Source organism: Psychrobacter sp. ENNN9_III (assembly GCF_001462175.1).
In the GTDB taxonomy this organism is placed as follows: Bacteria; Pseudomonadota; Gammaproteobacteria; order Pseudomonadales; family Moraxellaceae; genus Psychrobacter.
The window spans coordinates 1-22,293 of the sequence record NZ_LNUO01000001.1 but is presented as its reverse complement, the minus strand read 5'-3'; the positions used below and the strand labels follow the sequence as shown (position 1 = coordinate 22,293).

20 protein-coding genes and 2 tRNA genes are annotated in these 22,293 nt (G+C 43.5%); 15 read left to right on the top strand and 7 right to left on the bottom strand.

All coding sequences use genetic code 11. From position 1 onward, the window contains the following. Window positions 1-58: 58 nt before the first annotated feature. From PENNN9_RS00105 to PENNN9_RS00090, 4 genes are all read left to right on the top strand, one after another. On the top strand, window positions 59-1,261 hold the full coding sequence (locus PENNN9_RS00105) for a pyridoxal phosphate-dependent aminotransferase (protein WP_058367747.1): 1,203 nt from the start codon (window positions 59-61) through the stop codon (window positions 1,259-1,261). 271 nt (window positions 1,262-1,532) lie between these two features. After that, window positions 1,533-1,608: transfer RNA gene (locus PENNN9_RS00100), tRNA-Asn, on the top strand. 237 nt (window positions 1,609-1,845) lie between these two features. After that, window positions 1,846-2,175, top strand: a complete 330-nt coding sequence (locus PENNN9_RS00095; protein ID WP_058367746.1) for a hypothetical protein — start codon at window positions 1,846-1,848, stop codon at window positions 2,173-2,175. A gap of 405 nt (window positions 2,176-2,580) precedes the next feature. Then, window positions 2,581-3,378, top strand: a complete 798-nt coding sequence (locus tag PENNN9_RS00090; RefSeq protein WP_227511666.1) for a hypothetical protein — start codon at window positions 2,581-2,583, stop codon at window positions 3,376-3,378. 146 nt (window positions 3,379-3,524) lie between these two features. On the opposite strand, the gene PENNN9_RS00085 is transcribed toward PENNN9_RS00090, so the two are convergent. The 3 genes from PENNN9_RS00085 to PENNN9_RS00075 all read right to left on the bottom strand — a co-directional run bounded on the left by PENNN9_RS00085 (window position 3,525) and on the right by PENNN9_RS00075 (window position 6,832). Next, window positions 3,525-3,615 (bottom strand) — tRNA-Ser (locus PENNN9_RS00085). A gap of 62 nt (window positions 3,616-3,677) precedes the next feature. Continuing rightward, window positions 3,678-4,853, bottom strand: coding sequence for a type I glyceraldehyde-3-phosphate dehydrogenase (locus PENNN9_RS00080; protein ID WP_058367745.1), 1,176 nt, complete (start codon window positions 4,851-4,853; stop codon window positions 3,678-3,680). 53 nt (window positions 4,854-4,906) lie between these two features. After that, window positions 4,907-6,832: an AAA family ATPase gene (locus PENNN9_RS00075; protein ID WP_058367744.1), complete on the bottom strand. Its 1,926-nt coding sequence runs from the start codon at window positions 6,830-6,832 to the stop codon at window positions 4,907-4,909. 452 nt (window positions 6,833-7,284) lie between these two features. On the opposite strand from PENNN9_RS00075, the gene PENNN9_RS00070 reads away from it, so the two are divergent. The 9 genes from PENNN9_RS00070 (at window position 7,285) to PENNN9_RS00035 (ending at window position 15,600) form a co-directional block, all read left to right on the top strand. Beyond that, window positions 7,285-8,811 carry an aldehyde dehydrogenase family protein gene (locus PENNN9_RS00070; protein WP_058367743.1) on the top strand — a complete coding sequence of 509 codons (1,527 nt, stop codon included), beginning with the start codon at window positions 7,285-7,287 and terminating at the stop codon, window positions 8,809-8,811. Between the two features lie 138 nt (window positions 8,812-8,949). Then, the gene (locus PENNN9_RS13195) at window positions 8,950-9,258 is read left to right on the top strand and encodes an alcohol dehydrogenase catalytic domain-containing protein (RefSeq protein ID WP_264752876.1); all 309 of its coding nucleotides are present in this window, start codon (window positions 8,950-8,952) and stop codon (window positions 9,256-9,258) included. 14 nt (window positions 9,259-9,272) lie between these two features. Next, the gene (locus PENNN9_RS00065; protein ID WP_413771726.1) at window positions 9,273-9,977 is read left to right on the top strand and encodes a zinc-dependent alcohol dehydrogenase; all 705 of its coding nucleotides are present in this window, start codon (window positions 9,273-9,275) and stop codon (window positions 9,975-9,977) included. A 232-nt stretch (window positions 9,978-10,209) separates the two neighbouring features. Continuing rightward, window positions 10,210-11,652 (top strand): ethanolamine permease, encoded by a 1,443-nt coding sequence (gene eat, locus PENNN9_RS00060; protein WP_058367742.1) that lies wholly within the window; start codon window positions 10,210-10,212, stop codon window positions 11,650-11,652. A 60-nt stretch (window positions 11,653-11,712) separates the two neighbouring features. Beyond that, window positions 11,713-13,092 carry an ethanolamine ammonia-lyase subunit EutB gene (locus PENNN9_RS00055; protein ID WP_058367741.1) on the top strand — a complete coding sequence of 460 codons (1,380 nt, stop codon included), beginning with the start codon at window positions 11,713-11,715 and terminating at the stop codon, window positions 13,090-13,092. Between the two features lie 65 nt (window positions 13,093-13,157). Then, window positions 13,158-14,111, top strand: a complete 954-nt coding sequence (gene eutC / locus PENNN9_RS00050; protein WP_227511665.1) for an ethanolamine ammonia-lyase subunit EutC — start codon at window positions 13,158-13,160, stop codon at window positions 14,109-14,111. Window positions 14,112-14,151: 40 nt separating this feature from the next. Beyond that, the gene (locus tag PENNN9_RS00045; protein WP_058367740.1) at window positions 14,152-14,478 is read left to right on the top strand and encodes a DUF779 domain-containing protein; all 327 of its coding nucleotides are present in this window, start codon (window positions 14,152-14,154) and stop codon (window positions 14,476-14,478) included. Continuing rightward, the gene (locus PENNN9_RS00040) at window positions 14,479-14,835 is read left to right on the top strand and encodes an ATP-binding cassette domain-containing protein (RefSeq protein ID WP_082637930.1); all 357 of its coding nucleotides are present in this window, start codon (window positions 14,479-14,481) and stop codon (window positions 14,833-14,835) included. Then, the gene (locus PENNN9_RS00035) at window positions 14,836-15,600 is read left to right on the top strand and encodes a dipeptide ABC transporter ATP-binding protein (protein ID WP_227511664.1); all 765 of its coding nucleotides are present in this window, start codon (window positions 14,836-14,838) and stop codon (window positions 15,598-15,600) included. Window positions 15,601-15,788: 188 nt separating this feature from the next. Here the strand turns inward: PENNN9_RS00035 and PENNN9_RS00030 are convergent, their stop codons facing one another. The 4 genes from PENNN9_RS00030 to serS form a co-directional block, all read right to left on the bottom strand. After that, window positions 15,789-16,109, bottom strand: a complete 321-nt coding sequence (locus PENNN9_RS00030) for a hypothetical protein (RefSeq protein ID WP_058367739.1) — start codon at window positions 16,107-16,109, stop codon at window positions 15,789-15,791. A 150-nt stretch (window positions 16,110-16,259) separates the two neighbouring features. Continuing rightward, window positions 16,260-16,553, bottom strand: coding sequence for a PAAR domain-containing protein (locus tag PENNN9_RS00025; RefSeq protein WP_058367738.1), 294 nt, complete (start codon window positions 16,551-16,553; stop codon window positions 16,260-16,262). A gap of 220 nt (window positions 16,554-16,773) precedes the next feature. After that, window positions 16,774-18,771, bottom strand: a complete 1,998-nt coding sequence (gene tkt, locus PENNN9_RS00020) for a transketolase (RefSeq protein ID WP_058367737.1) — start codon at window positions 18,769-18,771, stop codon at window positions 16,774-16,776. A 275-nt stretch (window positions 18,772-19,046) separates the two neighbouring features. Then, window positions 19,047-20,333, bottom strand: coding sequence for a serine--tRNA ligase (gene serS, locus PENNN9_RS00015; RefSeq protein ID WP_058367736.1), 1,287 nt, complete (start codon window positions 20,331-20,333; stop codon window positions 19,047-19,049). 530 nt (window positions 20,334-20,863) lie between these two features. Here serS and PENNN9_RS00010 point away from each other — a divergent pair. Then, on the top strand, window positions 20,864-21,526 hold the full coding sequence (locus tag PENNN9_RS00010) for a YcxB family protein (protein WP_058367735.1): 663 nt from the start codon (window positions 20,864-20,866) through the stop codon (window positions 21,524-21,526). 230 nt (window positions 21,527-21,756) lie between these two features. After that, complete coding sequence (locus tag PENNN9_RS00005) at window positions 21,757-22,242, top strand: Dps family protein (RefSeq protein WP_058367734.1); 486 nt, start codon at window positions 21,757-21,759, stop codon at window positions 22,240-22,242. Window positions 22,243-22,293: the final 51 nt, after the last annotated feature.

The window sequence follows — 22,293 nt, the reverse complement described above, 5'->3', positions numbered from 1 at the left end:
AACACCATATAACTAGTCTCGATCATCCAGTTTCCCTCCCAGTTAAAAAGGATCTCCCATGAGTGAATTGCAATTGTCTGACCGCGTTAATAGCATCAAACCATCACCGACTCTAGCGATTACCAATAAAGCCAAAGAGCTAAAAGCGTCTGGCAAAGACATCATCGGCCTTGGCGCTGGCGAACCTGATTTTGATACGCCAGAACATATTAAAAAAGCGGCCATTGATGCAATTAATGACGGTTTTACCAAATACACCGCTGTCGATGGTACGCCAGAGCTCAAAAAAGCCATCATCGAGAAGTTTAAGCGCGATAACGACATCAGCTATGAACTAAATGAAATCCTAGTATCGGTAGGTGGTAAGCAGTCATTTTTTAACCTTGCCCAAGCCTTTATCAACCCAGGCGACGAAGTCATCATTCCAGCGCCATACTGGGTCAGCTATCCTGACATGGTTATCATCGCTGAAGGCAAACCTGTCATCGTCGAATGCCCAGCAGCGCAGAATTTCAAAATTACAGCAGAGCAGCTAGAAGATGCCATTACGGACAAAACCAAACTGTTGGTATTAAACAGCCCATCGAACCCAACGGGTATGATCTATACTTTGAACGAGCTAAAAGCCATCGCTGACGTATTGAAAAAACACCCGCACGTCTATGTGGCCTCAGATGATATGTATGAGCATATTCGCTGGACCGGTGATAAGTTCTACAATATCTTAAACGCCGCACCTGAGCTAAAAGAGCGTGCCATCATCTTAAATGGCGTCTCAAAAGCCTATGCCATGACAGGTTGGCGCATCGGCTACGCTGGTGGCCCAGCTAAGCTGATTGGCGCGATGAAAAAAGTACAATCGCAGTCTACTTCATGCCCAACCTCTATTAGCCAAGTCGCTGCTGAAACTGCTATCAGTGGTGACCAAAGCGTACTAGCGCCGATGGTCGAAGCTTTCGAGAAGCGTTGCGACCTCGTCGTCGATGGCTTAAATGCTATCAAAGGCATCACTTGCCTGCGTCCTGATGGCGCCTTTTATGTCTATCCTGAAATCAAGCCATTGATCAAAGCCGCTGGCCTGTCTTCATGTACAGAGTTTTCAGAATGGTTGCTTGATAAAGTTGGCGTAGCGGTCGTCCCTGGTGATGCTTTTGGTCTTGGCGGCTATATGCGCATCTCTTATGCCACTGACGAAGCGACGCTAAAAGATGCGCTATCACGTATCGAAAAAGCCGTAGCTGACTTGGACGTTGTTGAATAAGCAAGTCGCTAAGCAAAAAGGCATTTAAGCTAAATAGCCTGATCATTAAAAAGCAGTAAAAAAAGACGTCCCATATTTGTTATGTGGGCGTTTTTTTATGACAGTTTTTGATAAAAAAGCTTTCTTTTCTCATTAAAATGACAATCTTTGCAATTTATGCAAAAAAAGGCTTGACGTATTTTTTATCTTTGCTAGAATACGCCCCACTTAGCAAGAACTCGTTAGAGACTTTCTAAGTCTTGTTGTCACGTATCATGTACGTACAGCCTATTCTCCAATAGCTCAGTTGGTAGAGCAACGGACTGTTAATCCGTGTGTCCCTGGTTCGAGCCCAGGTTGGAGAGCCATATACTAAAAACCTTCATCTATTATTGATGAAGGTTTTTTTATGGTTGCTATTTTCACTACTGTAGTGTTTTTTATAGTGGTTTTGTTGTATGGTAAGTAGTATTGATAACTGTTTGTTTATGACGGCTATCTAAAATATTTATAAGTAACTACTCTACGCCTTGATTGCAACTGGATAGCTACTATCATTCTCGTTGAAGTTCTTTGTTTTTAGTCACTAAAAGTAATGGTTTATTATGATACCTGTACGCATAAAAAATAAGTTCTCTGATCATCCGCAGAAAATCATGCGCCCAGTCAGCATTCGTCTTTCTGAAGAGATGATTGAGCTGCTAGAGGCAACCTCATCAGAGCTTGGATTCAAACGTATTCAAGGATTAATCCGCTTGTATATTCGTCAAGGTCTTGATCGTGATCATCAAGATTATACTCTAGCGCATGATGAAGTTTTTATCGAGACTCTGCGTAAGCGCGGTGTCAGCCAACGTATCATTGATGAAGCGATTGTGGTCACTCATAATAATAATATTACGCATCCGTTGACTGAGTTACAAAACGATGATTAACGCTGACGTCTTTATCAAGTTGATTGTTGCTATTGATACTTTAAGACAGCCATAAAAAAGCCAGTCGCTATTGATACTTTAAGACAGCCATAAAAAAGCCAGTCGCTAAGTCTATTTTTTCACTTAGCGACTGGCTTTTTTGCTTACACTATTCTACTTACTTTATTCTCAACAACCCACTTTATTGTCCAACTTATCACTCTACCACTCAACACTTCTTCAACTTGTATCCTTCGCATTTATCATTCAAACCTTTGTCTTATGCTCTTACATTATGCAAGGCGTTAGCTTTAAGCATAATTTAACACAATAGCCAACGACGACTCATAATACTGTTTACCAAATTAAGGTATATTGTAATTAATATTGATTATAGAGCTTATAAGAACAACAAGGAGGTAGCTCATGACAAGGCCTTTGAAGAAGCGCTTGATAGCAAGTGCACCCATTTTATCACATCACTCCAATGTCCTATCCACACTTTGTACTAAACATTTTTATCAGCGCATGGGTGTCGCTGTGTTGCTTGTTTTGTCTGTGACGACAACTGCCTTATTGAGTAGCTGCTCACAACCGCAAACCGACCCAAGTAAACAGACCATACCTACGAACTCTGATCAGTGGCAAAAAAAGCTGGGAGATACGTTTGAGCAACTGCCAGAAAGTGACAGACAGCTTCTTAGCCGCTATATGCTACGGATGAAGCTTAGCGGTGCCTATGAGTCTGGCGCCATGCCGCGCATAACGATTAAGCAGGCACTAGTACAGCAGCGCGAATACGAGCGCCTGCATCCCAACAACCCAACTGGCAAAAAAAGTCCTGTTGCGGTCAGCCAGCAGATAGATGCTATGAATACGTCGACTTACCCTCTTGCCTTATTGCCTGTCAAAAGCAGTGATAGTGACAGCTTAAACCAGGTAAAGCTGCAGTTTATGCTATCCAATCATGGCTCGGTGCCTATTGAGAGCTTTAAGGGCACTTTGCTTATGAAAGATGCAAAACTAACAGAAGGTAAAAAATTCAATGTTCCGCTCACGCAGTTTAAACCAGCTATTGAGCCTGAACAGTCAGGTAAAATCGTCATTGAAAGTAGTATTGAGGACGTTAATGTCATGCGTGCAATTAGAAACGCACAAGATGTCACGATAGAGATTAGTGAGGGTGTTCTACATTTAACGGATGGTCAGCAGATTGAGTTTTGAGATACTCTATCCAATTTTAAAGCACTCTTCTGGAGTCAACAGCACTATAGTCAGTCCTAAATAAAACAAGCACAAAGATTATAACTATATAAAAAACAGCCATAAAAAAAGGCCCCAATCATTAACTGATTGGGGCCTTTTGAATTTGGCGGAGACGGAGAGATTCGAACTCTCGAAGGGCTATGAACCCTTGCCGGTTTTCAAGACCGGTGCATTCAACCGCTCTGCCACGTCTCCATTGGTGCATCATTATATAGATATCATCTCATATTGCAAGCACATATCTAAAATAAATTAAATTATTTTATTCCTCGGTGTTTTTTAGTGAATGCCTGCTTGCTAGAAGCCAGATGCAAACACATATCAAGCAGCCTATTGGCATAGCCCCACTCGTTATCGTACCAAGCAAAGACTTTGTATTGTTCACCCACTTGCATAAGCTGCTGACCATCGATAATAAGTGATTCTGTTTGATGAATAAAGTCACTTGAAACCAAAGGCTCATCGGTATAAGCCATAATATCTAATAAATGCGCTTGACTGGCGGTCTTGAGTACTTCGCGTATATCGTTGATGCTGATATCTGCTGCATTAAACACAAACGTTACATCGATTGCTGCGACATCGATGGTGGGCACTCGAATGGAATGTCCATTAATCTTACCCGCCATAGCTGGTAGCACGCGTTCCGTCGCTGCAATACTACTAGATGTTGTAGGAATGATATTATGACCAGACGCTCGCGCGCGTCTTGGATCACGATGTGCCTGATCGAGTACTGTTTGATCAGCCGTGACAGCATGAATCTCTGTCATCATTGCCGACTTAACGCCAAAGGCTTTGTCAAGCGTATCGATCAGTGGCACTAAGGCTTGTGTGGTGCAAGATACACTGGAAACAATCGGTAGCTCACTCGTCAGTAGCTCGGTATTGACGCCCATGACGATACAAGCATCGACATTATCAAAAGGCGCAGCACCAATAATAACCTGCTGAGCACCTGCTTCTATATGCAAGTTTGCCTGATTATAAGAGCGAAAATGTCCTGTACATTCTAAAACTATATCGATATCAAGCGTCTGCCAAGGCAGCTGCTTTGGGTCAGGCTCTGAGAGCATACGAATACAATAAGTATATTTATTTTTGGTCAGACATAACTGAGTTTCGCCATACTCATCAGCCACACTCTCTACTATATCCGCATCGACGCCAAGACGACTTAAACGGCCGTGCGTACTGTCGAATTTCAATAAGTGTAATAAAATATCAGCTGGGGCCAAATCATTAATAGCCACCACATGAATGGCGCGTCCAAGTACCTCAAAGCGCTCTAGCAAGGCACGCAAAACATTACGCCCGATACGTCCAAAGCCGTTGATAGCAATCCTTAGTGGCTGAGTGTGCTCACCGGTAGCATGGAAAGCAGCTACTGGATCAGAGGTGAGTTGATAATTGGCACTAGAAAAATCTGGCATAACAAAGTATCGCTATAAATGTAGAAGGTAATGTAGGAGCAAAGATAGCAAGCCTATGGTGTAATAAAAATCAGGGCCAATCGAATGGTATTGTAATCAATACTTTGTTTAAGGCTCTCGTAAATAGGCTTGATTTTTACACTGCCATTATCGTTAAAATCATTGGGATTATTGGCCACTTTAATCGCCACATAAGCATTGCCTACCGCCATCATCACATCGTCCTCAGGACGCAGATGATCACAAGCCAAGCTTGGATCTTGGCGTTTAAGATCACTAATATGGCGCATAATCGTTGACTGTGCAAGCTCACGCGTCTGAGCAATATCAGCGATAGATAAGCTTTCTTCTAATAGCAGCCGTGTCGCAAGCAAAGTACTCTGCGACTTATCTGAGACTTGATTGCCAAGTTTTTGTTTTTTCTCTTGCTGCGCTTGTTGCTGCTCACGGCGTTTTTTTTGTAAGTTAGCATAGGCATCAATCACTGACTTGCTCAAGGTACCGCCTGACTTTAAAATGAATTTTTCATGCGCCTGCTTCATGCTTTCTTCATCAAGCATCGCATAGTTGGCGTCGGCTTCCTCAGACAGCACCAAAAACCGCTTGTCCGCACCGCGTGCTAGCGGATCAAGTTGTAAGCTCATATCATTCATACCCAGCAGCTGTAGACCTGCCAGCGATTTTAGCCGTGACAATGCTACATACCCTTGCCCAAGCTCAAAGGTACGCGACAAATCAATTTCAGCGGCATCAAGGGTCATGCCTTGCGACTTATGAATGGTAATCGCCCACGCCAGACAAAGCGGTACTTGATTGTAGCTTGCCAGTACATCTCCCGTTTCATCTTCGATAATCCATTCTTCAGGTTCAGCGATGACTTCACGACCAGAATTTAGTCTCACCACAGGCATTTTCTGCGTCGTTGATTTTTTAGCTTTTGGTGTCTCTTTATCTTTGCCTTTCGTTTTTGTATTCTTAGCAATATCAGTCTCACTGTCGCTACTGTTTCCATTGTCTTCAATCAGCGTATCACTACTGTCTTTGCTGTCATCGACTTTGACAGAGGCAAAACCAATCAGCTCACCCATCGTGCCATTAGAAACGCCAAGCTCAGTATTATTTTTGATAAACATGACCTTAGCGCCAATTTTAAGAATCAGCTCATCTTGGGTACGCACCGTCTTTTTTAACGTCTCAACCAACTTGTTATCGCCCGTAGAGGTAGATTCAAAACGCATCATCTCACCATCTAGGGCTGCCAGCTCTTTGTCATTGATTTTATTGACGTTGAGATTGTGGGTATAAAGACGAGTACGCTTGATATCGACGTTTTGATCAAAGGTAGCTTCCAGCGCCGCAATGGCTTCAAAGGTCACTTCTTGCCGGCGAATTTGGTTCAAAATGTCATCTAAATCAAGACCGCCATTAGCCGCCTCGCTCACTTGTCGATGCTGCTCTGATAGATAGCAAATATGAAATTTGGCATCGAGCCACGCTTCACTCATAAAGGCAAACTTTTCACGGTTGGTCTCGCCTTTACTTCCAATCGGCGGCAGCTGAAAAAAGTCGCCTGCAACGACGACCTGAATACCGCCAAAGGCCTTGTCGTTTTTGCGCACATACTTTAAAACTTGGCTGACCAAGTTCAGCTGTTTGGCATGCAGCATCGATATCTCATCAATGATTAGTACCGCTGTATCTTTTAACCTATCTGCCAAAAACTGCTTGCGCGATAAATTGGTTAAATCACGCTCCGTCAGCTCATCTTTGATACCGATACCCGACCAACTATGAATGGTCGTACCGTTCATGTGTGTGGCCGCAATTCCCGTACTTGCCGTAACCGCTACTGGCACACGGCGCGCGCGTAAGTAATTGATGTACTGGTTGAGAGTATAAGTTTTACCTGAACCTGCTGAGCCAGTCAAAAACACATTTTGACCTGTTTTTAAGATATCAAGAGCAGAAGATTGACGCATATATCCAAACCAACCAATAACATAAGAAAAAGGAAACTACCGTCGTAGCATCATAATGGTAGCAATTATAACAGCTGTACCAAGTTTTCGAACCAATTTAAGCAGATACTTATGCATAACCTAAATTTATGAAACAACCTGATTTGCTTTACTAAAAGTAACTATCCTTATACGCCAATCTCAACTTATCGTAGGCTTTTGATTTTTATAGAATTTAAAATTCTAATTATTTTAACTGAAATTTTAAAAACTAAGTAAACCAATACCTTAGAAAAATAAGTTGAGAGTGGGGTATCTTTATGTATAAAAGTTCAGTAGGATAGACTGACAACCTGATCAGGAAGATCCAGCAAAACCGTGCAAGTGACTTTATAGATATGACCTCAAAAGATCATATATCAAAGGCTTGAACGTTTATTTGCTTTATAAATTAATACAACAAGGAGTCGTTAATGCTACACGCCTATCCCAATACAGAAAACAGCCCCGTCCAATTCCGCGAAAAATATGACAACTTTATCAATGGTGAGTGGGTCGCACCAGCCGATGGAGAATACTTTGACAACACCAGCCCCATTGACGGTAAAGTCATCTGCCAAGTCGCCCGTTCAAAAGAAGCGGATATTGAAAAAGCCTTAGACGCTGCTCATGCTGCCAAAGACGCTTGGGGCAAAACCAGTGTCGCTGAACGTGCCAATCTACTGCTCAAAATTGCAGATAAGATGGAAGCCAATTTAGAAGCCATCGCCATTGCCGAAACGTATGAAAACGGCAAGCCTGTACGTGAAACCCTAGCAGCAGACATTCCATTAGCTGTCGATCACTTTCGCTATTTTGCCAGTGCCATTCGTGCACAAGAAGGCGGCCTCAGTCAAATTGATGATGACACGGTTGCTTATCACTTCCATGAGCCACTTGGTGTCGTCGGCCAAATTATCCCATGGAACTTTCCGATCCTCATGGCAGTATGGAAGCTAGCCCCTGCGCTTGCTGCTGGTAACTGTATAGTACTCAAGCCTGCAGAGCAAACGCCTGCCTCTATCCTATTTATGCTAGAGACGATCGGGATTGCTGATATCTTACCAAAAGGTGTCCTCAACGTGGTCAACGGTTTCGGAGTTGAAGCTGGTAAGCCGCTTGCCTCCAATCCACGTATCAATAAAGTTGCCTTTACTGGTGAGACGACTACTGGTCGCCTAATCATGCAGTACGCCAGTGAAAACATCATTCCAGTTACCCTAGAGCTGGGTGGTAAGAGTCCAAATATCTTCTTTGCTGATGTCATGGACGAAGACGATGATTTTTTGGACAAAGCGGTCGAAGGTCTAGTGATGTTTGCGCTTAACCAAGGTGAAGTCTGTACTTGTCCGTCGCGCGCATTAGTACACGAGAGCATTTATGATGAGTTTATGAAGCGCTGTATCGAGCGCGTCAAAGCCATCAAAATGGGTAACCCATTAGATACTGATACCATGATTGGCGCCCAAGCCAGCACAGACCAGTTAGAAAAAATCCTATCTTATCTGGATATTGGTAAAAAAGAAGGGGCCAAAGTATTGGTCGGTGGCGAACAAGCCAAGCATGACGGCGACCTTGCAGATGGCTACTATGTGCAGCCCACTATCTTTGAAGGTACTAACGACATGCGCGTGTTCCAAGAGGAAATCTTTGGACCAGTACTTGCCGTCACGAAATTTAAAGACGACGAAGAGGCCATGAGCATTGCCAATGATACCTTATATGGTCTTGGTGCTGGAGTCTGGACACGCAGTGTACACAAAGCCTATCGCTTCGGACGTGGCATCCAAGCAGGTCGCGTGTGGACCAACTGCTACCACATCTATCCTTCGCATTCTGCATTTGGTGGCTACAAGCAATCGGGTATCGGCCGCGAAAACCATCTAATGATGCTTGATCATTATCAGCAAACCAAAAACATGCTGGTATCGTATAGTCCAAAAGCGATGGGGTTCTTTTAAACACTATTTGCTAAAGCACCTTACAAGGAAGCGTAAGGTGCAAACTCGATGCTTACTAAGCATCTACATGTAAAATAATTGGCAGTTTAAAAGACTAAGTCGAGCATTAGTGACTGCTAGTAATAAGGAGAAAGTAACATGGCTAATAAAATGAAAGCTGCGGTTCTGCATGAGTTCAACCAACCTCTGCAGATTGAAGAAGTTGATATCCCTACCCCAGGTCCTGGTCAAATTGTAGTAAAAATGCAGGCATCAGGTGTCTGTCATACCGACCTGCACGCTGTCGAAGGCGATTGGCCAGTCAAACCAAGCCCCCCGTTTATCCCTGGTCATGAAGGTGTCGGCCTGATCACTGCTGTGGGTGAAGGTGTTAAGCATGTTAAAGAAGGCGACCGTGTCGGTGTGCTTGGCTCTACTCTGCCTGTGGTCACTGTACGCACTGTCTAGGTGGCTGGGAAACCCTGTGCCTAAGTCAAGAGAACTCTGGTTATTCAGTGAATGGTAGCTTTGCAGAATACGTATTGGCAGATGCTGACTATGTTGGCATTATTCCTGAGAGCGTTGACTCTGTTGAGATTGCACCAGTTCTATGTGCGGGTGTGACGGTATATAAAGGTCTGAAAATGACAGACACCAAACCAGGTGATTGGGTCGTCATTTCAGGTATCGGTGGACTTGGTCACATGGCGGTACAGTACGCCATTGCCATGGGACTGAACGTTGCTGCCGTCGATATTGACGATGAAAAGCTCGATTTTGCCAAAAAACTGGGGGCAAAAGTCACCGTCAATGCCAAAAACACCGATCCTGGTGAGTATCTGCAAGAAGAGATCGGCGGTGCTCATGGTGTGCTAGTGACAGCCGTCTCCTCTAAGGCCTTTGATCAAGCGCTGACCATGCTGCGCCGCGGTGGTACTTTGGTCTGTAATGGTCTACCAACAGGCGACTTCCCTGTTTCTATCTTTGATACGGTACTAAATGGTATTACCATTCGTGGCTCAATCGTTGGTACACGTCTAGACCTACAAGAGTCGCTAGATATGGCAGCGGAAGGTAAAGTAAAAGCGACCGTTGCCGCTGAGCCGCTTGAGAATATTAATGACATTCTTGAACGTATGCGCCAAGGTAAAATCGAGGGTCGCATTGTGATTGACTACGCTATGTAGCCTTATAGCTTTGTGACATTTTGACATTGGTTTAATGGTTATTGTCTTTAATCATTAATAACAGGTCGTATCATTTCAACCATGCGTTACTAGCAATTTGAGTTGAAGGGATACGACCTTTTTATTTTCAGCTTTCAGATGTCAGTTGTTAATAATTTTTAATAACAAGTTATTTACAGTATGAGTTAGCAGTACCCTTAGTTTACTTATAGTCTTTATGTAGGGGAGCAACATGACAAGCACGCCTAACGATCAAAAAAGCGCGGTCTCTGGCAGCACTCAAGCTGAAAAAGATTATTTCGCCAAACGTCAACTTAAAGAAGGTGCGGTTGGTTGGGTTTTATTAATAGGTCTTGGCGTCGCCTATGTCATCTCAGGAGACTTTGCTGGTTGGAACTTTGGCCTAGCACAAGGTGGTTGGGGCGGGATGTTTGTCGCCTTGATAGCCGTAGCTCTCATGTATTTGTGCATGTGTTTATCGATGTCAGAGATGTCCACCATGTTGCCTACAGCAGGCGGTGGATATAGTTTCGCCCGTACCGCTTTTGGTCCTTTGGGAGGATATTTAACTGGTACTGCGATTTTGATTGAATATGCCATCGCGCCAGCCGCTATTGCAGTGTTTATTGGCTCATATTGCGAGTCGTTGTTCGGTATCGGAGGCTGGATCGTATATTTGATATGCTATATCGTCTTTATAGCTATCCACTTAAAAGGCGCAGGCGAAGCATTAAAGATTATGTTTGCCATTACCGCTGTTGCCTGTATCGCCCTCGTCGTATTTATCGTGTCGATGTTTCCGCATTTTGATAGTAAGAACTTATTTGATATTGCCGTTGGTACACAAGCAGGAGCAAGTCCGTTTTTACCCTTTGGTTATATCGGGATTTGGGCTGCCGTTCCTTATGCGATTTGGTTCTTTTTAGCGGTTGAGGGTGTGCCTCTAGCGGCTGAAGAAGCTAAAGATCCTGCTAAGTCATTACCGCGTGGATTAATCGGTGCCATGTTGATTTTAGCGTCATTCGCGTTGCTTATTTTATTCTTAGGACCAGGTGCTGCGGGTGCAGATACCTTAAAAGATTCAGGGGCGCCTTTAGTTGATGCCCTAATCGCCGTATATGGTGAAAATACGTGGTTAGCAAGTTTTGTAAACTTCGTTGGTCTCGCAGGTCTTATCGCCAGCTTCTTCTCCATCATTTATGCCTACTCTCGGCAGATTTTCGCCTTATCGCGTGCGGGTTATTTACCTAAGAAGCTCTCACTAACTAATAGCAATAAAGCGCCTTATTTGGCTCTAATTGTCCCTGGCATTATAGGTTTTCTGTTATCACTTACTGGTGAAGGAGATCTTCTTATTCTTATGGCGGTATTCGGTGCGACTATCTCATACGTATTAATGATGGCCTCGCACATTAAGCTGCGTTTATCTCGTCCTGACCTGCCGCGCCCTTATAAGACACCGGGCGGCATCATGACGTCAGGTATAGCACTTGTACTCGCTTTTTTTGCCGTAATCGCAGGACTGATGGTAGATCCCAAAGTTTGGTTTATGGCAGCAGGGATTTATGTCGTATTTATTCTCTACTTCGTCATATTTAGCCGTCATCACTTAGTGAGTGGCACGCCAGAAGAAGAGTTCGCAGAGATTCAAGCCGCGTCAGATGATTTAAGTTAATAATGTTTATAGAGCTTATATTTTATAGCCTATAAAATTGATAGATAGAAGGTGAACAAAATGGCTTATCAACATACTGTAGGGCAGAAAACCTACCAATTTGAGAGTTTAAAAGTGTTACTTGCCAAAGCATCACCGCGACGCTCAGGTGATGAATTGGCTGGGGTTGCAGCCTCTGATGCTACTGAACGTGTAGCAGCGCAAATGGCTTTAGCCGATTGTTTATTAATCGACTTTTTGGATGACATTACCATCCCCTATAAAGACGATGAAGTAACTCGGCTAATCATGGCACAGCACGATAAACAAGCCTTTGCCAAAATATCCAGCTTTACCGTTGGTGACTTAAGAAACTGGTTATTGGGGGAATCTGCCACAAGGGATGAAATAGCCCAATTAAAATATGCCTTTACTCCAGAGATGGTAGCTGCCGTTAGCAAAATAATGCGCGTGCAAGATCTAATTCTAGTCGCCAAGAAATGCCAAGTCGTCACTAAGTTTCGCAACACTATCGGTCTTGATGGTTGCTTGTCTACGCGCTTACAGCCCAATCATCCTACCGACGATATGTTGGGCATTTCTGCCAGTATTATCGATGGCTTGATGTATGGCAACGGGGACGCTGTGATTGGCATCAACCCCGCCACTGACAATCTACAAAATTTATCAGAATTACTAAAGCTGCTAGACCATGTGATATCTGAATATCAAATTCCTACTCAATCTTGCGTATTGACTCACATCACCTCCGCTATCCAATTGATTGAGAAAAAAGTGCCCGTTGATTTAGTCTTTCAGTCAATTACTGGCAGCGAAAAAGCCAACACTAGCTTCGGTATAGATTTGGCCCTATTGAGAGAAGGCTATGAAGCGGGGCTCAGCCTAAATCGTGGCACGGTCGGGCAAAATGTTATGTATTTTGAGACCGGACAAGGCAGTGCGCTGTCAAGCAATGCGCATTTCGATGTCGATCAGCAAACAATGGAAGCAAGAGCTTATGCAGTGGCTAGAGAATTTAATCCATTGTTAGTAAATACGGTCGTTGGATTTATTGGCCCTGAATATCTGTTTGATGGCAAACAAATCATTCGCGCAGGCCTTGAGGATCACTTCTGTGGCAAGCTACTTGGCGTCCCCATGGGCTGTGATATTTGCTATACCAATCATGCCGATGCCGATCAAGATGATATGGATACCTTATTGACCTTGCTTGCAACCGCTGGAATCAACTTTATTATGGGTATTCCAGGCTCCGATGATGTCATGCTCAATTATCAAACCACCTCATTCCATGATGCCCTCTACGCTAGGCAGTTGCTTGGGTTGACCCCTGCCCCTGAGTTTGCGCATTGGCTCAGTGAAAACGGCATTTATACTCAAACGCAAAACAGTATCCAGTGGTCAGACAAACCATCATCCCTGCTTTCTGGCATTATGTAACCTTATAATAATGATTAAAATAAATCTATAAAGTCACGCAATACCGAATCATAAAGGAGAATGCTATGTCTATGAATGATTCGCAAGTTAAGCAGTCGATTATTGACGAAGACAACCCCGAAACGAGTCAACGATCTGAATTGGTTCATTTAGATCCTTGGCAGAAGCTCAAAGAATATACAGATTCTAGAATTGCGCTAGGACGAGTTGGCTGTAGTATTCCTACTAAGCCTTTATTAAAGTTTCAACTTGACCATGCCGAAGCCAAAGATGCGGTACTACAAGATTTGGATATCGAACGCTTAGTTGATGATTTGTCTACACAATGCCATCTTACTTTTAAAGATATGGACACAGAAGCTGCGGCAGAAGATTCAGAGAAAAGTGACGAACAAGCTCTAGAGCAATCAGATGAGGTTTGGGAGCTATTCAAAGTAATGAGTCAGGCAGAAAACAAATCTGACTATCTTAAACGTCCAGATTGGGGAAGACTACTAAACACTGAGTCCTCTGAAAAATTAGAGCGCTTTTTAGAACAATCCGGCACAGATAAATCTTATGATGTCATCATCGTGATGGGAGATGGTCTGTCGGCACGGGCGCTAGAAGAGAATGGTCCAAAGCTTGTAGCAGAGCTTATTCCGTTATTTAAAGAAGAAGGCTGGAGCATCGCGCCCTTAGTCATTGCAACTGGCAGCCGTGTGGCTTTAGGCGATAAAATTGCAGAACGTCTCAATGCCAAAATGCTGGTCATGCTTATTGGTGAGCGGCCCGGTCTTAGCTCCCCTGACAGCTTAGGCATTTATTATACTTGGGACGCGCATGCTGATAGCCATGACGCCATGCGCAACTGTATCTCTAATGTGCGAGCAGCTGGGTTGCCTGTCAAAATGGCAGCGAATCGACTATTAGCACTAATGAAAAAATCTTGTGAACTTAAACTATCCGGTGTTGATTTAAAAGACGAGCAAGAGCTGCCAACCCTAGATCAAAGTCAGCCAGCGATAAAACTGCTATAAAATAAATTGTATAAATTATTGTCATGATAAGGAGTCCGACATGAAACTTGAAGCGACAGAATCCTGTAAAGAATTAATCGAACTACTAAAATCTAAGCACGGTGACCTGATGTTCCATCAATCGGGCGGCTGCTGCGATGGCAGCTCACCGATGTGTTATCCGTTAGGCGAGTTTAAAGTTGGCGGGCAAGATGTGTTGGTCGGTGAGCTTGCAGGCTGTCCATTTTATATGGGTAAAGCACAATATAAACTATGGCAGCATACCGATCTAACTATCGATGTGGTAGACGGTCGCGGTGCAAGTTTTTCACTTGAAATACCAGAGGGCAAACGTTTTATCGTGCGCTCAGAGATATGCGAAATATAGGTGTTTTATTTAAAATATGTATTAGAGCTTAAAAATGCGATGTCTTGTCTAAATCCAAGCTTTACGGTTGAGATACAACTGGGTAAAGTACTATGCAAGCATCTTGGTCTGCGGGGTTCGGCGGTTCAAACACGTATCTTAGAGCTGCTTGAATTGGTTGAGATGCCTGACGCCAAAAACCGACTTAAGGTCTATCCACATCAGCTATCGGGTGGCATGAGTCAACGGGTCATAATTGCGATGGCGATTGCTTGCGAGCCAGAACCGCTTATGGCTGATGAACCAACGACGGCGCTTGATGTCACGGTGCAAGCGCAAATCATGGATCTGCTTATCCGACTACAACGTGAAAAATAGATGGCAATGGTGCTTATCAACGATGAGGCATCGACTGGCTATAGCCGAAAAGCATTAAAAGATTTGCGTACCGAAATTCAGATGGTATTCCAAAACCCTTATGGTAGCCTTAACCCGCGTCATACGATCGGTTATCAATTGACTGAACCATTAGATATTCATACCAAGTTATCAAAGGAAGAAAAGCGCAGCAAAATTAATGAGATGATGAGACATGTTGGTCTGCGTCCCGAACATGCTGGCCGTTACCCGCATATGTTTTCAGGTGGACAGCGCCAACGGATTGCCCTTGCCCGCGCTATGATGCTCAATCCAAAGATTGTGGTCGCTGATGAACCTACCTCGGCGCTCGATGTCTCGATTCAAGCGCAAGTCTTGAATTTATTCATGGACTTGCAAGACGAATACCATACCGCTTACGTCTTTATCTCGCACAACCTATCAGTAGTTCGCCATGTCGCTGATGATGTGATGGTAATGTACTTGGGTCAAGCGGTCGAACATGGGCCTAAAGAAGCTATTTATAATGCTCCTAAACATCCCTACACCATTGCTTTATTAGCAGCGGCACCGACTGTAACTGGCCATAAAAATGACTTAACCTTACATGGTGAGCTTCCAAGTCCACTTAACCCACCAAGTGGCTGCGCACTGCATAAACGCTGTCCTTACGCCAAGCCTAAATGTAGCGAAATAGAGCCAGAGCTGCGAGAATGGGAAGGTCGATTGGTTGCTTGTTTACGGTTGGAAGAGATTTATGGTTGAGATAAACAATCGCCTAGACTTGGGGCTGCGGTACAATGTTAAATACGAAATAAAAAAAGACTTAGACGCGCTGACATTAAAGTTTTTATTTACCGACTAAGGTAATATTGCAACTATAATGTCATACACATCTAAGTCTGAATGAGCGCTACCAAATTTATACTTCTTTTGGTATTTTTATATACTATCTAATACTGCCATGGTTGGTCTTGTTCTATACCAGCCGTGTCTAGCTTATTTCTTTTTTTCTGAATTTTGGTATCTATCTTTTCCTGTTTTTTACTAGCTTTTTGATTAATATTGTCAATTAAGCCCTGAATCATCTTATCTACTTTGTCTTGCTCTTTCTGACGTTTCTTATCTACCTTACCAAGCTCCTTTTGACGCGCCTTATCTATTTTATCTTGTTCTTTTTGGCGCAGCTTATCAAGCTTACTTAGCTGCTTCTTAACCTTTTTACTGAGTGTGATATCATCTTTTGTATCATTCTTAGCAGATTTGTCTGACATAAGGCAACTCCTTAATTGTATTGTATAAATCGTTTAGATACCTGATGTTAAGTTAATATCCTTGTCTAATCAACGTGTTAGTACAAAACAAATACACATCGCGAAGCGCCCTTAAATTGGTAGACCAAAAACAATATTGATTGTTATTCATCATGTAGGCTGCTCAATTCCTTCTACCTCAAAGTTCGACTCCGCAAACGAATGCTGAATAGCAATCAATTTCGCACCGCAGCTCGTCACATCACCACCGCGTGCAATAGGCGCACCATCGACGATAAAAGTAGGATCACCTGTCAGAATAGTAGTGATCTTTTTGCACTTTCTACAAATGACCTTATCCCCTTTACGTGAGACTTGTACACCGTTATGTGTGGTATGCGGTGAACCCGTAATAACTGTACCGCCATGAGTAGTTGTAGCGCCAACGGTGATATAGGCTGCCATGATATTATTCCAAAGTATTATTCTGAAAACTTAGTTTGCAAAAAAGCATATTGCTTACTGAGTAGAGTTCCATTTAGTTAACCAAAATAACGAACAAATATCAATTAAAATCCAAAAACCAAATAAAAAAAAGCCACCAGATTTCTCCAGCAGCTCTCTTTCGTACAACATTATTAACTTAACTAAAAATCATAGCTAAGTGCTGAGCTAAAGCCACAGCCTAAACCAAACTCTCCACAGCCTCAACCACAGCATCCGCAGTAATACCAAACTCTTTATATAAATCACTCGCAGGTGCCGACTCACCATAAGTGGTCATGCCGATGACTTTGCCGTCAAGACCGACGAACTTATACCAGTAGTCGACATGGGCCGCTTCGACAGCGACGCGGGCGCGGATAGTGGCAGGCAATACAGCGTCACGATAGCTGGCGTCTTGCTCCATAAAGATTTCAGCACATGGCATAGAGACCACACGGACGCCAACGCCATTTGCGCCAAGCGTTGCATACGCTTCCATCGCTAGGCCAACTTCTGAACCGGTCGCGATGATAATGGCTTGCAGCTCGCCTTGTTCCTTCGCTAGTACATAACCACCTTTGGTGATGTTCGCTACTTGCTCACTATCACGTGCTTGATGTGGCAAGCTTTGACGGCTAAAGATGAGCGCTGACGGATTATTTTCTGACTTAATCGCTTCTACCCAAGCCGTAGCAGATTCGGTTGCATCACAAGGACGCCATGTACGTAGATTTGGCGTGGTACGTAGGCTAGTCAATTGCTCAACTGGCTGATGCGTTGGGCCATCTTCACCCAGACCGATAGAGTCATGCGTATAAACATGGATGATACGTTGCTTCATCAATGCGCCCATACGGACGGCGTTACGCGCGTATTCCATGAACATGAGGAAGGTTGCAACGTAAGGGATAAAGCCACCATGTAGCGCGATACCATTGGCAATCGCGGTCATACCGAACTCGCGCACGCCATAGTAAATATAGTTGCCATCAGCGTCAGTTTCGATGCCTTTCGCACCTTTAAATAGTGTGAGGTTTGAGCCAGCCAGATCCGCTGAACCGCCTAATAACTCTGGCAATAATGGCTGCAAAGTATTGATAGCGTTTTGACTGGCTTTACGGCTGGCAACATCACCGCCCTGCTCTTGGGTTTGTTGGATGTAGTCCTTTGCTTGCTTGTCAAAGTTTGCCGGCAATTCGCCATTTAGGCGGCGTAATAGCTCGTCCGCCAACTCTGGATAGGCTTTTTTGTACGCTGCAAAATCCGCATCCCAGTTCTTTTGTTGGACATCGCCTTTGGCTTTGGCATCCCACGCTTCGTAGATTTCATCATCTAACTCAAACGGTGCATGCTTCCAAGACAACGCATCACGGGTCAAGGCAATTTCATCATCACCAAGTGGTGCACCATGGCTGGCTGCTAGGCCTTGCTTGTTTGGGCTGCCCGCACCGATAGTGGTTTTGCAAATAATTAGGCTTGGCTTTGCCGTTTCGTTAATGGCTTGCTCAGTTGCTTGCGTGATGGCATCAGTATCATGGCCGTCGACTTTGATAACTTGCCAGCCATACGCTTCAAAACGCGCCTGCGTATCATCAGTGAACCAGCCCTCAACATCACCATCGATAGAGATACCATTATCATCATAGAAGAATACCAGCTTGCCAAGCTCTAGCGTGCCAGCGAGCGAGCAAACTTCATGACTGATACCTTCCATCAAGCAGCCATCACCTAAGAACGCATAGGTATGGTGGTCGACGATGTTATGACCGTCACGATTAAACTGTGCCGCTAAGGTCTTTTCAGCGATAGCAAAACCAACCGCGTTGGCGATACCTTGTCCTAATGGACCAGTCGTGGTCTCAACGCCCGGCGTGTAGCCAAGTTCAGGATGGCCTGGGGTTTTTGAATGCAACTGACGGAAGCCTTTTAGGTCATCAACGCTGACGTCATAGCCTGATAAATGCAGTAACGAGTAAATAAGCATCGAGCCATGACCGTTCGATAACACAAAGCGATCGCGGTTGGGCCATTGCGGGTCAGCAGGATTGTGCTTTAAAAACTTGCGCCACAGAACTTCAGCAATATCAGCCATGCCCATCGGCGCGCCTGGATGTCCAGAGTTGGCTTTTTGAACCGCATCAAACGACAGTACACGGATGGCATTGGCTAATTTACGTTCGTTAATTGGGGTGGGCATAGAGTGTCCTAATATTCGAATGAGAAGTATGGAGGATAAGAGGAAGATCGATTAAACAATAGAAAAGCGCAATAAATACTCTTAGACATAAGGTATTTATTTAAGCTGCAATATTAACATATTTGCTATGAAGCAAGCCAAAAACGACATTATAAAATCGTTTGTATTTAACTTATGACTTATATCGGTTTTGTCAAACAACCATTAATAATTGGTTAAAAGTAATAAATGACAAGTTATCATGCTAACTTGCCATTACTACAGTAAAACATTTGTTAAGCTGATATAGTCTCAGCACCGCCCATAAACGGACGCAATACTTCTGGAATAGTGATACTACCATCAGCGTTCTGATAGTTTTCCATCACTGCCAGTAAGGTACGGCCGACGGCCAAACCTGAGCCATTTAACGTATGCGCAAGACTGGTTTGCTTGCCGTCTTTGACCCGTGTGCCCATACGGCGTGCTTGGAAATCACCGCAGTTTGAGCAGCTAGAGATTTCACGATAGGTCTCTTGGCTTGGTAACCATACTTCGATGTCATAAGTCTTTTGCGCGGCAAAGCCCATATCGCCAGTACACAGCTTAACGGTACGATATGGTAGATTGAGCTGTTGCAAGATATCTTCGGCCTGTCCTGTCATCGCTTCTAATAGCTCATCTGACTGCTCAGCTGAGGCAATATTGACCATCTCAACTTTTTCAAACTGATGCTGACGGATAAGACCACGGGTATCACGGCCATGCGAGCCAGCTTCACTGCGGAAACATGGCGTATGCGCGGTAAACTTTAACGGTAGCTCTTTGATATCTAAGCGCTCGCCGCGTACCAAGTTGGTCATCGGCACTTCCGCCGTTGGAATGAGGTAAAAATCCATCTCATCGTTATTAGTATGATTGGTCAGTTTAAACAAATCATCTTCAAACTTCGGCAACTGACCTGTGCCTTTTAGGCTCTCGCTATTGACAATATAAGGCACATAGGTCTCAGTGTAGCCGTACTTAATGGTATGGGTATTTAGCATAAACTGAATCAAGGCGCGGTGAAGCTGTGCAAGCTGGCCTTTCAACACATTAAAGCGACTACCAGTGAGCTTTGTTGCTGCTTCAAAATCGAGCATATCAAGCGTCTCACCGATATGAGTATGGTCTTGAATCTCAAAATCAAAATCTCGCGGCGTCCCCCAAGTGCGTACTTCAACGTTATCATCTTCTGACGCACCCACTGGCACATCTGCTGCTGGGATATTCGGGATTTGCAAAGCAGCTTGGTTGATGCGCTCTTGTAGAGTGCGCAGCTCGTCTTCAGCTACTTTAATCTCACTACTGACACTTTGCATTTGAGCCAATAGCTCGCTGGCATCTTCGCCTGATTTTTTTAGCGCGCCCACTTGTTTTGCACCGGCATTACGGCGCGATTGCAACTCTTCGGTCTTAACTTGTAGCGATTTACGCTCAGCTTCGATACTTTGCCAAAAGGCCATATCAAGCGTATAACCACGAGTGGCGAGTTGTTGCTGTAGATCGCTTAGGTCGCCGCGTAAGAGTTTTGGATCAATCATAATAGTTGCCTGTAACGCTAAAAGTGAATAAAAATTTTAAAGGAAAAGTAGTATAGGGGCTAGTCTAGCTTTAATACCTCGCCTAACCGTATTATTTGTTTATGACAGCCTGTTTTTCATGAGAATATATTGTAGCCGCTATAATACCAAGACCCAGTAGCTTTGACCATATTGCAACTCTGTCTAATCAGTATTTCGACCATTTTTTAGCTATGTTCTAGTTATAACTGTCAGGGATTATCACGTATTATCATTAGCATACTTGCTGTAGTAAGCTAATACACCATAATTTTGAAACACCCTGTTCACACTTTGAGATTACTATTTAACCAAGTAAGCTGCAAATACCAGCGTTCATACCATTTATATGGTATCTATCAGTGAACAGATATCCTTATATGTTCCATTTAAGAGTACTTTTCGGTAAGATAAGCGCATACCTTTATTCCACTTCCAGCCAAATACGCGTAGCTGTTTCGTTTTGGCGATTTAAACCCAACACTTTTAATATAAGTATTTGAGAAACCTTTATGGCCCTGTACCCCTACACGCTACAACCTGTCCCCCTAAACCTGACTGAGACTGAATTTCATCAAGCACAGTATGAGCTATTTGCCAGTGCTAGCCCCTCTTTCGGTCTAAAAAGCATCAAAATGAAAGAATGGATTATCATGGCGGTGGTCGTAATACTAGCGGTTGCAGGGCTAATATTCGTGACAGGCTATTCCACTATTATATTTTGGGTCATGCTGGTCTCGGTCGTCATTTACCTATTGGTTCGTACTTTAGGCTTTAAATGGTATGTCAAAAAACAGTTTGATAAACAAGTAGCTGAACAAGAGATGCCAGATGAGATGCGTCAAATGAAACTAGGCGTACAAAAACATGGTCTAGTCATGGCAATGCCGAGCAATCAACCTGATTTGATGAGCAGCAATAAGATGCGTGGCATGCAAATGCGAGCGGGTGCCACTCAACAAGCGGTGATTCCATGGACTGCGGTCAAAAGCTGGGATGAGACTGATGACTATATCTTTATGATGTTTGAAATGAAGGGGCAACAAGGTAGCCAAATCGTACCCAAACGTTTACAAGCACAGAAGTTCCCTATTGATACTGTCCGTCAGCATTTACAAGAAGTCGTTCCAATACGCGGCTTAAATCCTGAAAGCCTACAACCGCCCTCAAAGTAAGGTTTTATAGAATCAATCATAGCGTTATATTTATAAAACTTAACTAATGATTCAAGTTTTGCTATTATAATAATCATTAAAGGATATGGCGCTGTGATTGTTCTATTTGCTTTTTAGGATATGTTTACTGTATTTTTAAAGTTCTGTTGTAGTAAAGCGCTTAAGTATAAATGGAATAACTTGCTATACTTTTATTTTATAATTTACACTCACACTATAAGGATAATATTATGAGTAATACCAATAATGCGACTAATCAAATCGGTCTAGAAAAAGCAGATATGAGCGAAGTAATCACCAAGCTCAACAGCTTATTATCAAGCTATCATATGTTTTATATTAACGTTCGCGGTTACCACTGGAACGTAAAAGGTGAGCACTTCTTCACCCTACATCCTCAGTTTGAAGAACTATATACTAGCTTACAGGTAGAAATCGACGAGATCGCTGAACGTATTTTGACATTAGGTGGTACGCCACTGCATGCTTATAGTGACTTTGCTCAGCACACCAGTATTCCTGAAGATAAGAATGTTAAAGACGGTAATGCTTGCGTGAGAGGCGTGGTGACTGGTTTGCAATCTCTTATTGAAGAGCAACGTGACGTATCAGCACTAGCTGAACAAGCTGAAGATCAAGGTACCGCTGACTTAGTAGATGAATATGTACAGCAGCAGGAGAAATTGATCTGGATGTATAATGCTTTTTTAGGTTAATAATATGACTAAAACATAAAAACTCATAAAAAAAGCACCTATCATTAGGTG

Bases quoted from the DNA above. Each gene is read 5' to 3' on its own strand.
- PENNN9_RS00105 (WP_058367747.1), top strand. From the start codon at position 59: ATGAGTGAATTGCAATTGTCTGACCGCGTTAATAGCATCAAACCATCA.
- PENNN9_RS00095 (WP_058367746.1), top strand. From the start codon at position 1,846: ATGATACCTGTACGCATAAAAAATAAGTTCTCTGATCATCCGCAGAAA.
- PENNN9_RS00090 (WP_227511666.1), top strand. From the start codon at position 2,581: ATGACAAGGCCTTTGAAGAAGCGCTTGATAGCAAGTGCACCCATTTTA.
- PENNN9_RS00080 (WP_058367745.1), bottom strand. From the start codon at position 4,853: ATGCCAGATTTTTCTAGTGCCAATTATCAACTCACCTCTGATCCAGTA.
- PENNN9_RS00075 (WP_058367744.1), bottom strand. From the start codon at position 6,832: ATGCGTCAATCTTCTGCTCTTGATATCTTAAAAACAGGTCAAAATGTG.
- PENNN9_RS00070 (WP_058367743.1), top strand. From the start codon at position 7,285: ATGCTACACGCCTATCCCAATACAGAAAACAGCCCCGTCCAATTCCGC.
- PENNN9_RS13195 (WP_264752876.1), top strand. From the start codon at position 8,950: ATGGCTAATAAAATGAAAGCTGCGGTTCTGCATGAGTTCAACCAACCT.
- eat (WP_058367742.1), top strand. From the start codon at position 10,210: ATGACAAGCACGCCTAACGATCAAAAAAGCGCGGTCTCTGGCAGCACT.
- PENNN9_RS00055 (WP_058367741.1), top strand. From the start codon at position 11,713: ATGGCTTATCAACATACTGTAGGGCAGAAAACCTACCAATTTGAGAGT.
- eutC (WP_227511665.1), top strand. From the start codon at position 13,158: ATGTCTATGAATGATTCGCAAGTTAAGCAGTCGATTATTGACGAAGAC.
- PENNN9_RS00045 (WP_058367740.1), top strand. From the start codon at position 14,152: ATGAAACTTGAAGCGACAGAATCCTGTAAAGAATTAATCGAACTACTA.
- PENNN9_RS00035 (WP_227511664.1), top strand. From the start codon at position 14,836: ATGGCAATGGTGCTTATCAACGATGAGGCATCGACTGGCTATAGCCGA.
- PENNN9_RS00030 (WP_058367739.1), bottom strand. From the start codon at position 16,109: ATGTCAGACAAATCTGCTAAGAATGATACAAAAGATGATATCACACTC.
- PENNN9_RS00025 (WP_058367738.1), bottom strand. From the start codon at position 16,553: ATGGCAGCCTATATCACCGTTGGCGCTACAACTACTCATGGCGGTACA.
- tkt (WP_058367737.1), bottom strand. From the start codon at position 18,771: ATGCCCACCCCAATTAACGAACGTAAATTAGCCAATGCCATCCGTGTA.
- serS (WP_058367736.1), bottom strand. From the start codon at position 20,333: ATGATTGATCCAAAACTCTTACGCGGCGACCTAAGCGATCTACAGCAA.
- PENNN9_RS00010 (WP_058367735.1), top strand. From the start codon at position 20,864: ATGGCCCTGTACCCCTACACGCTACAACCTGTCCCCCTAAACCTGACT.
- PENNN9_RS00005 (WP_058367734.1), top strand. From the start codon at position 21,757: ATGAGTAATACCAATAATGCGACTAATCAAATCGGTCTAGAAAAAGCA.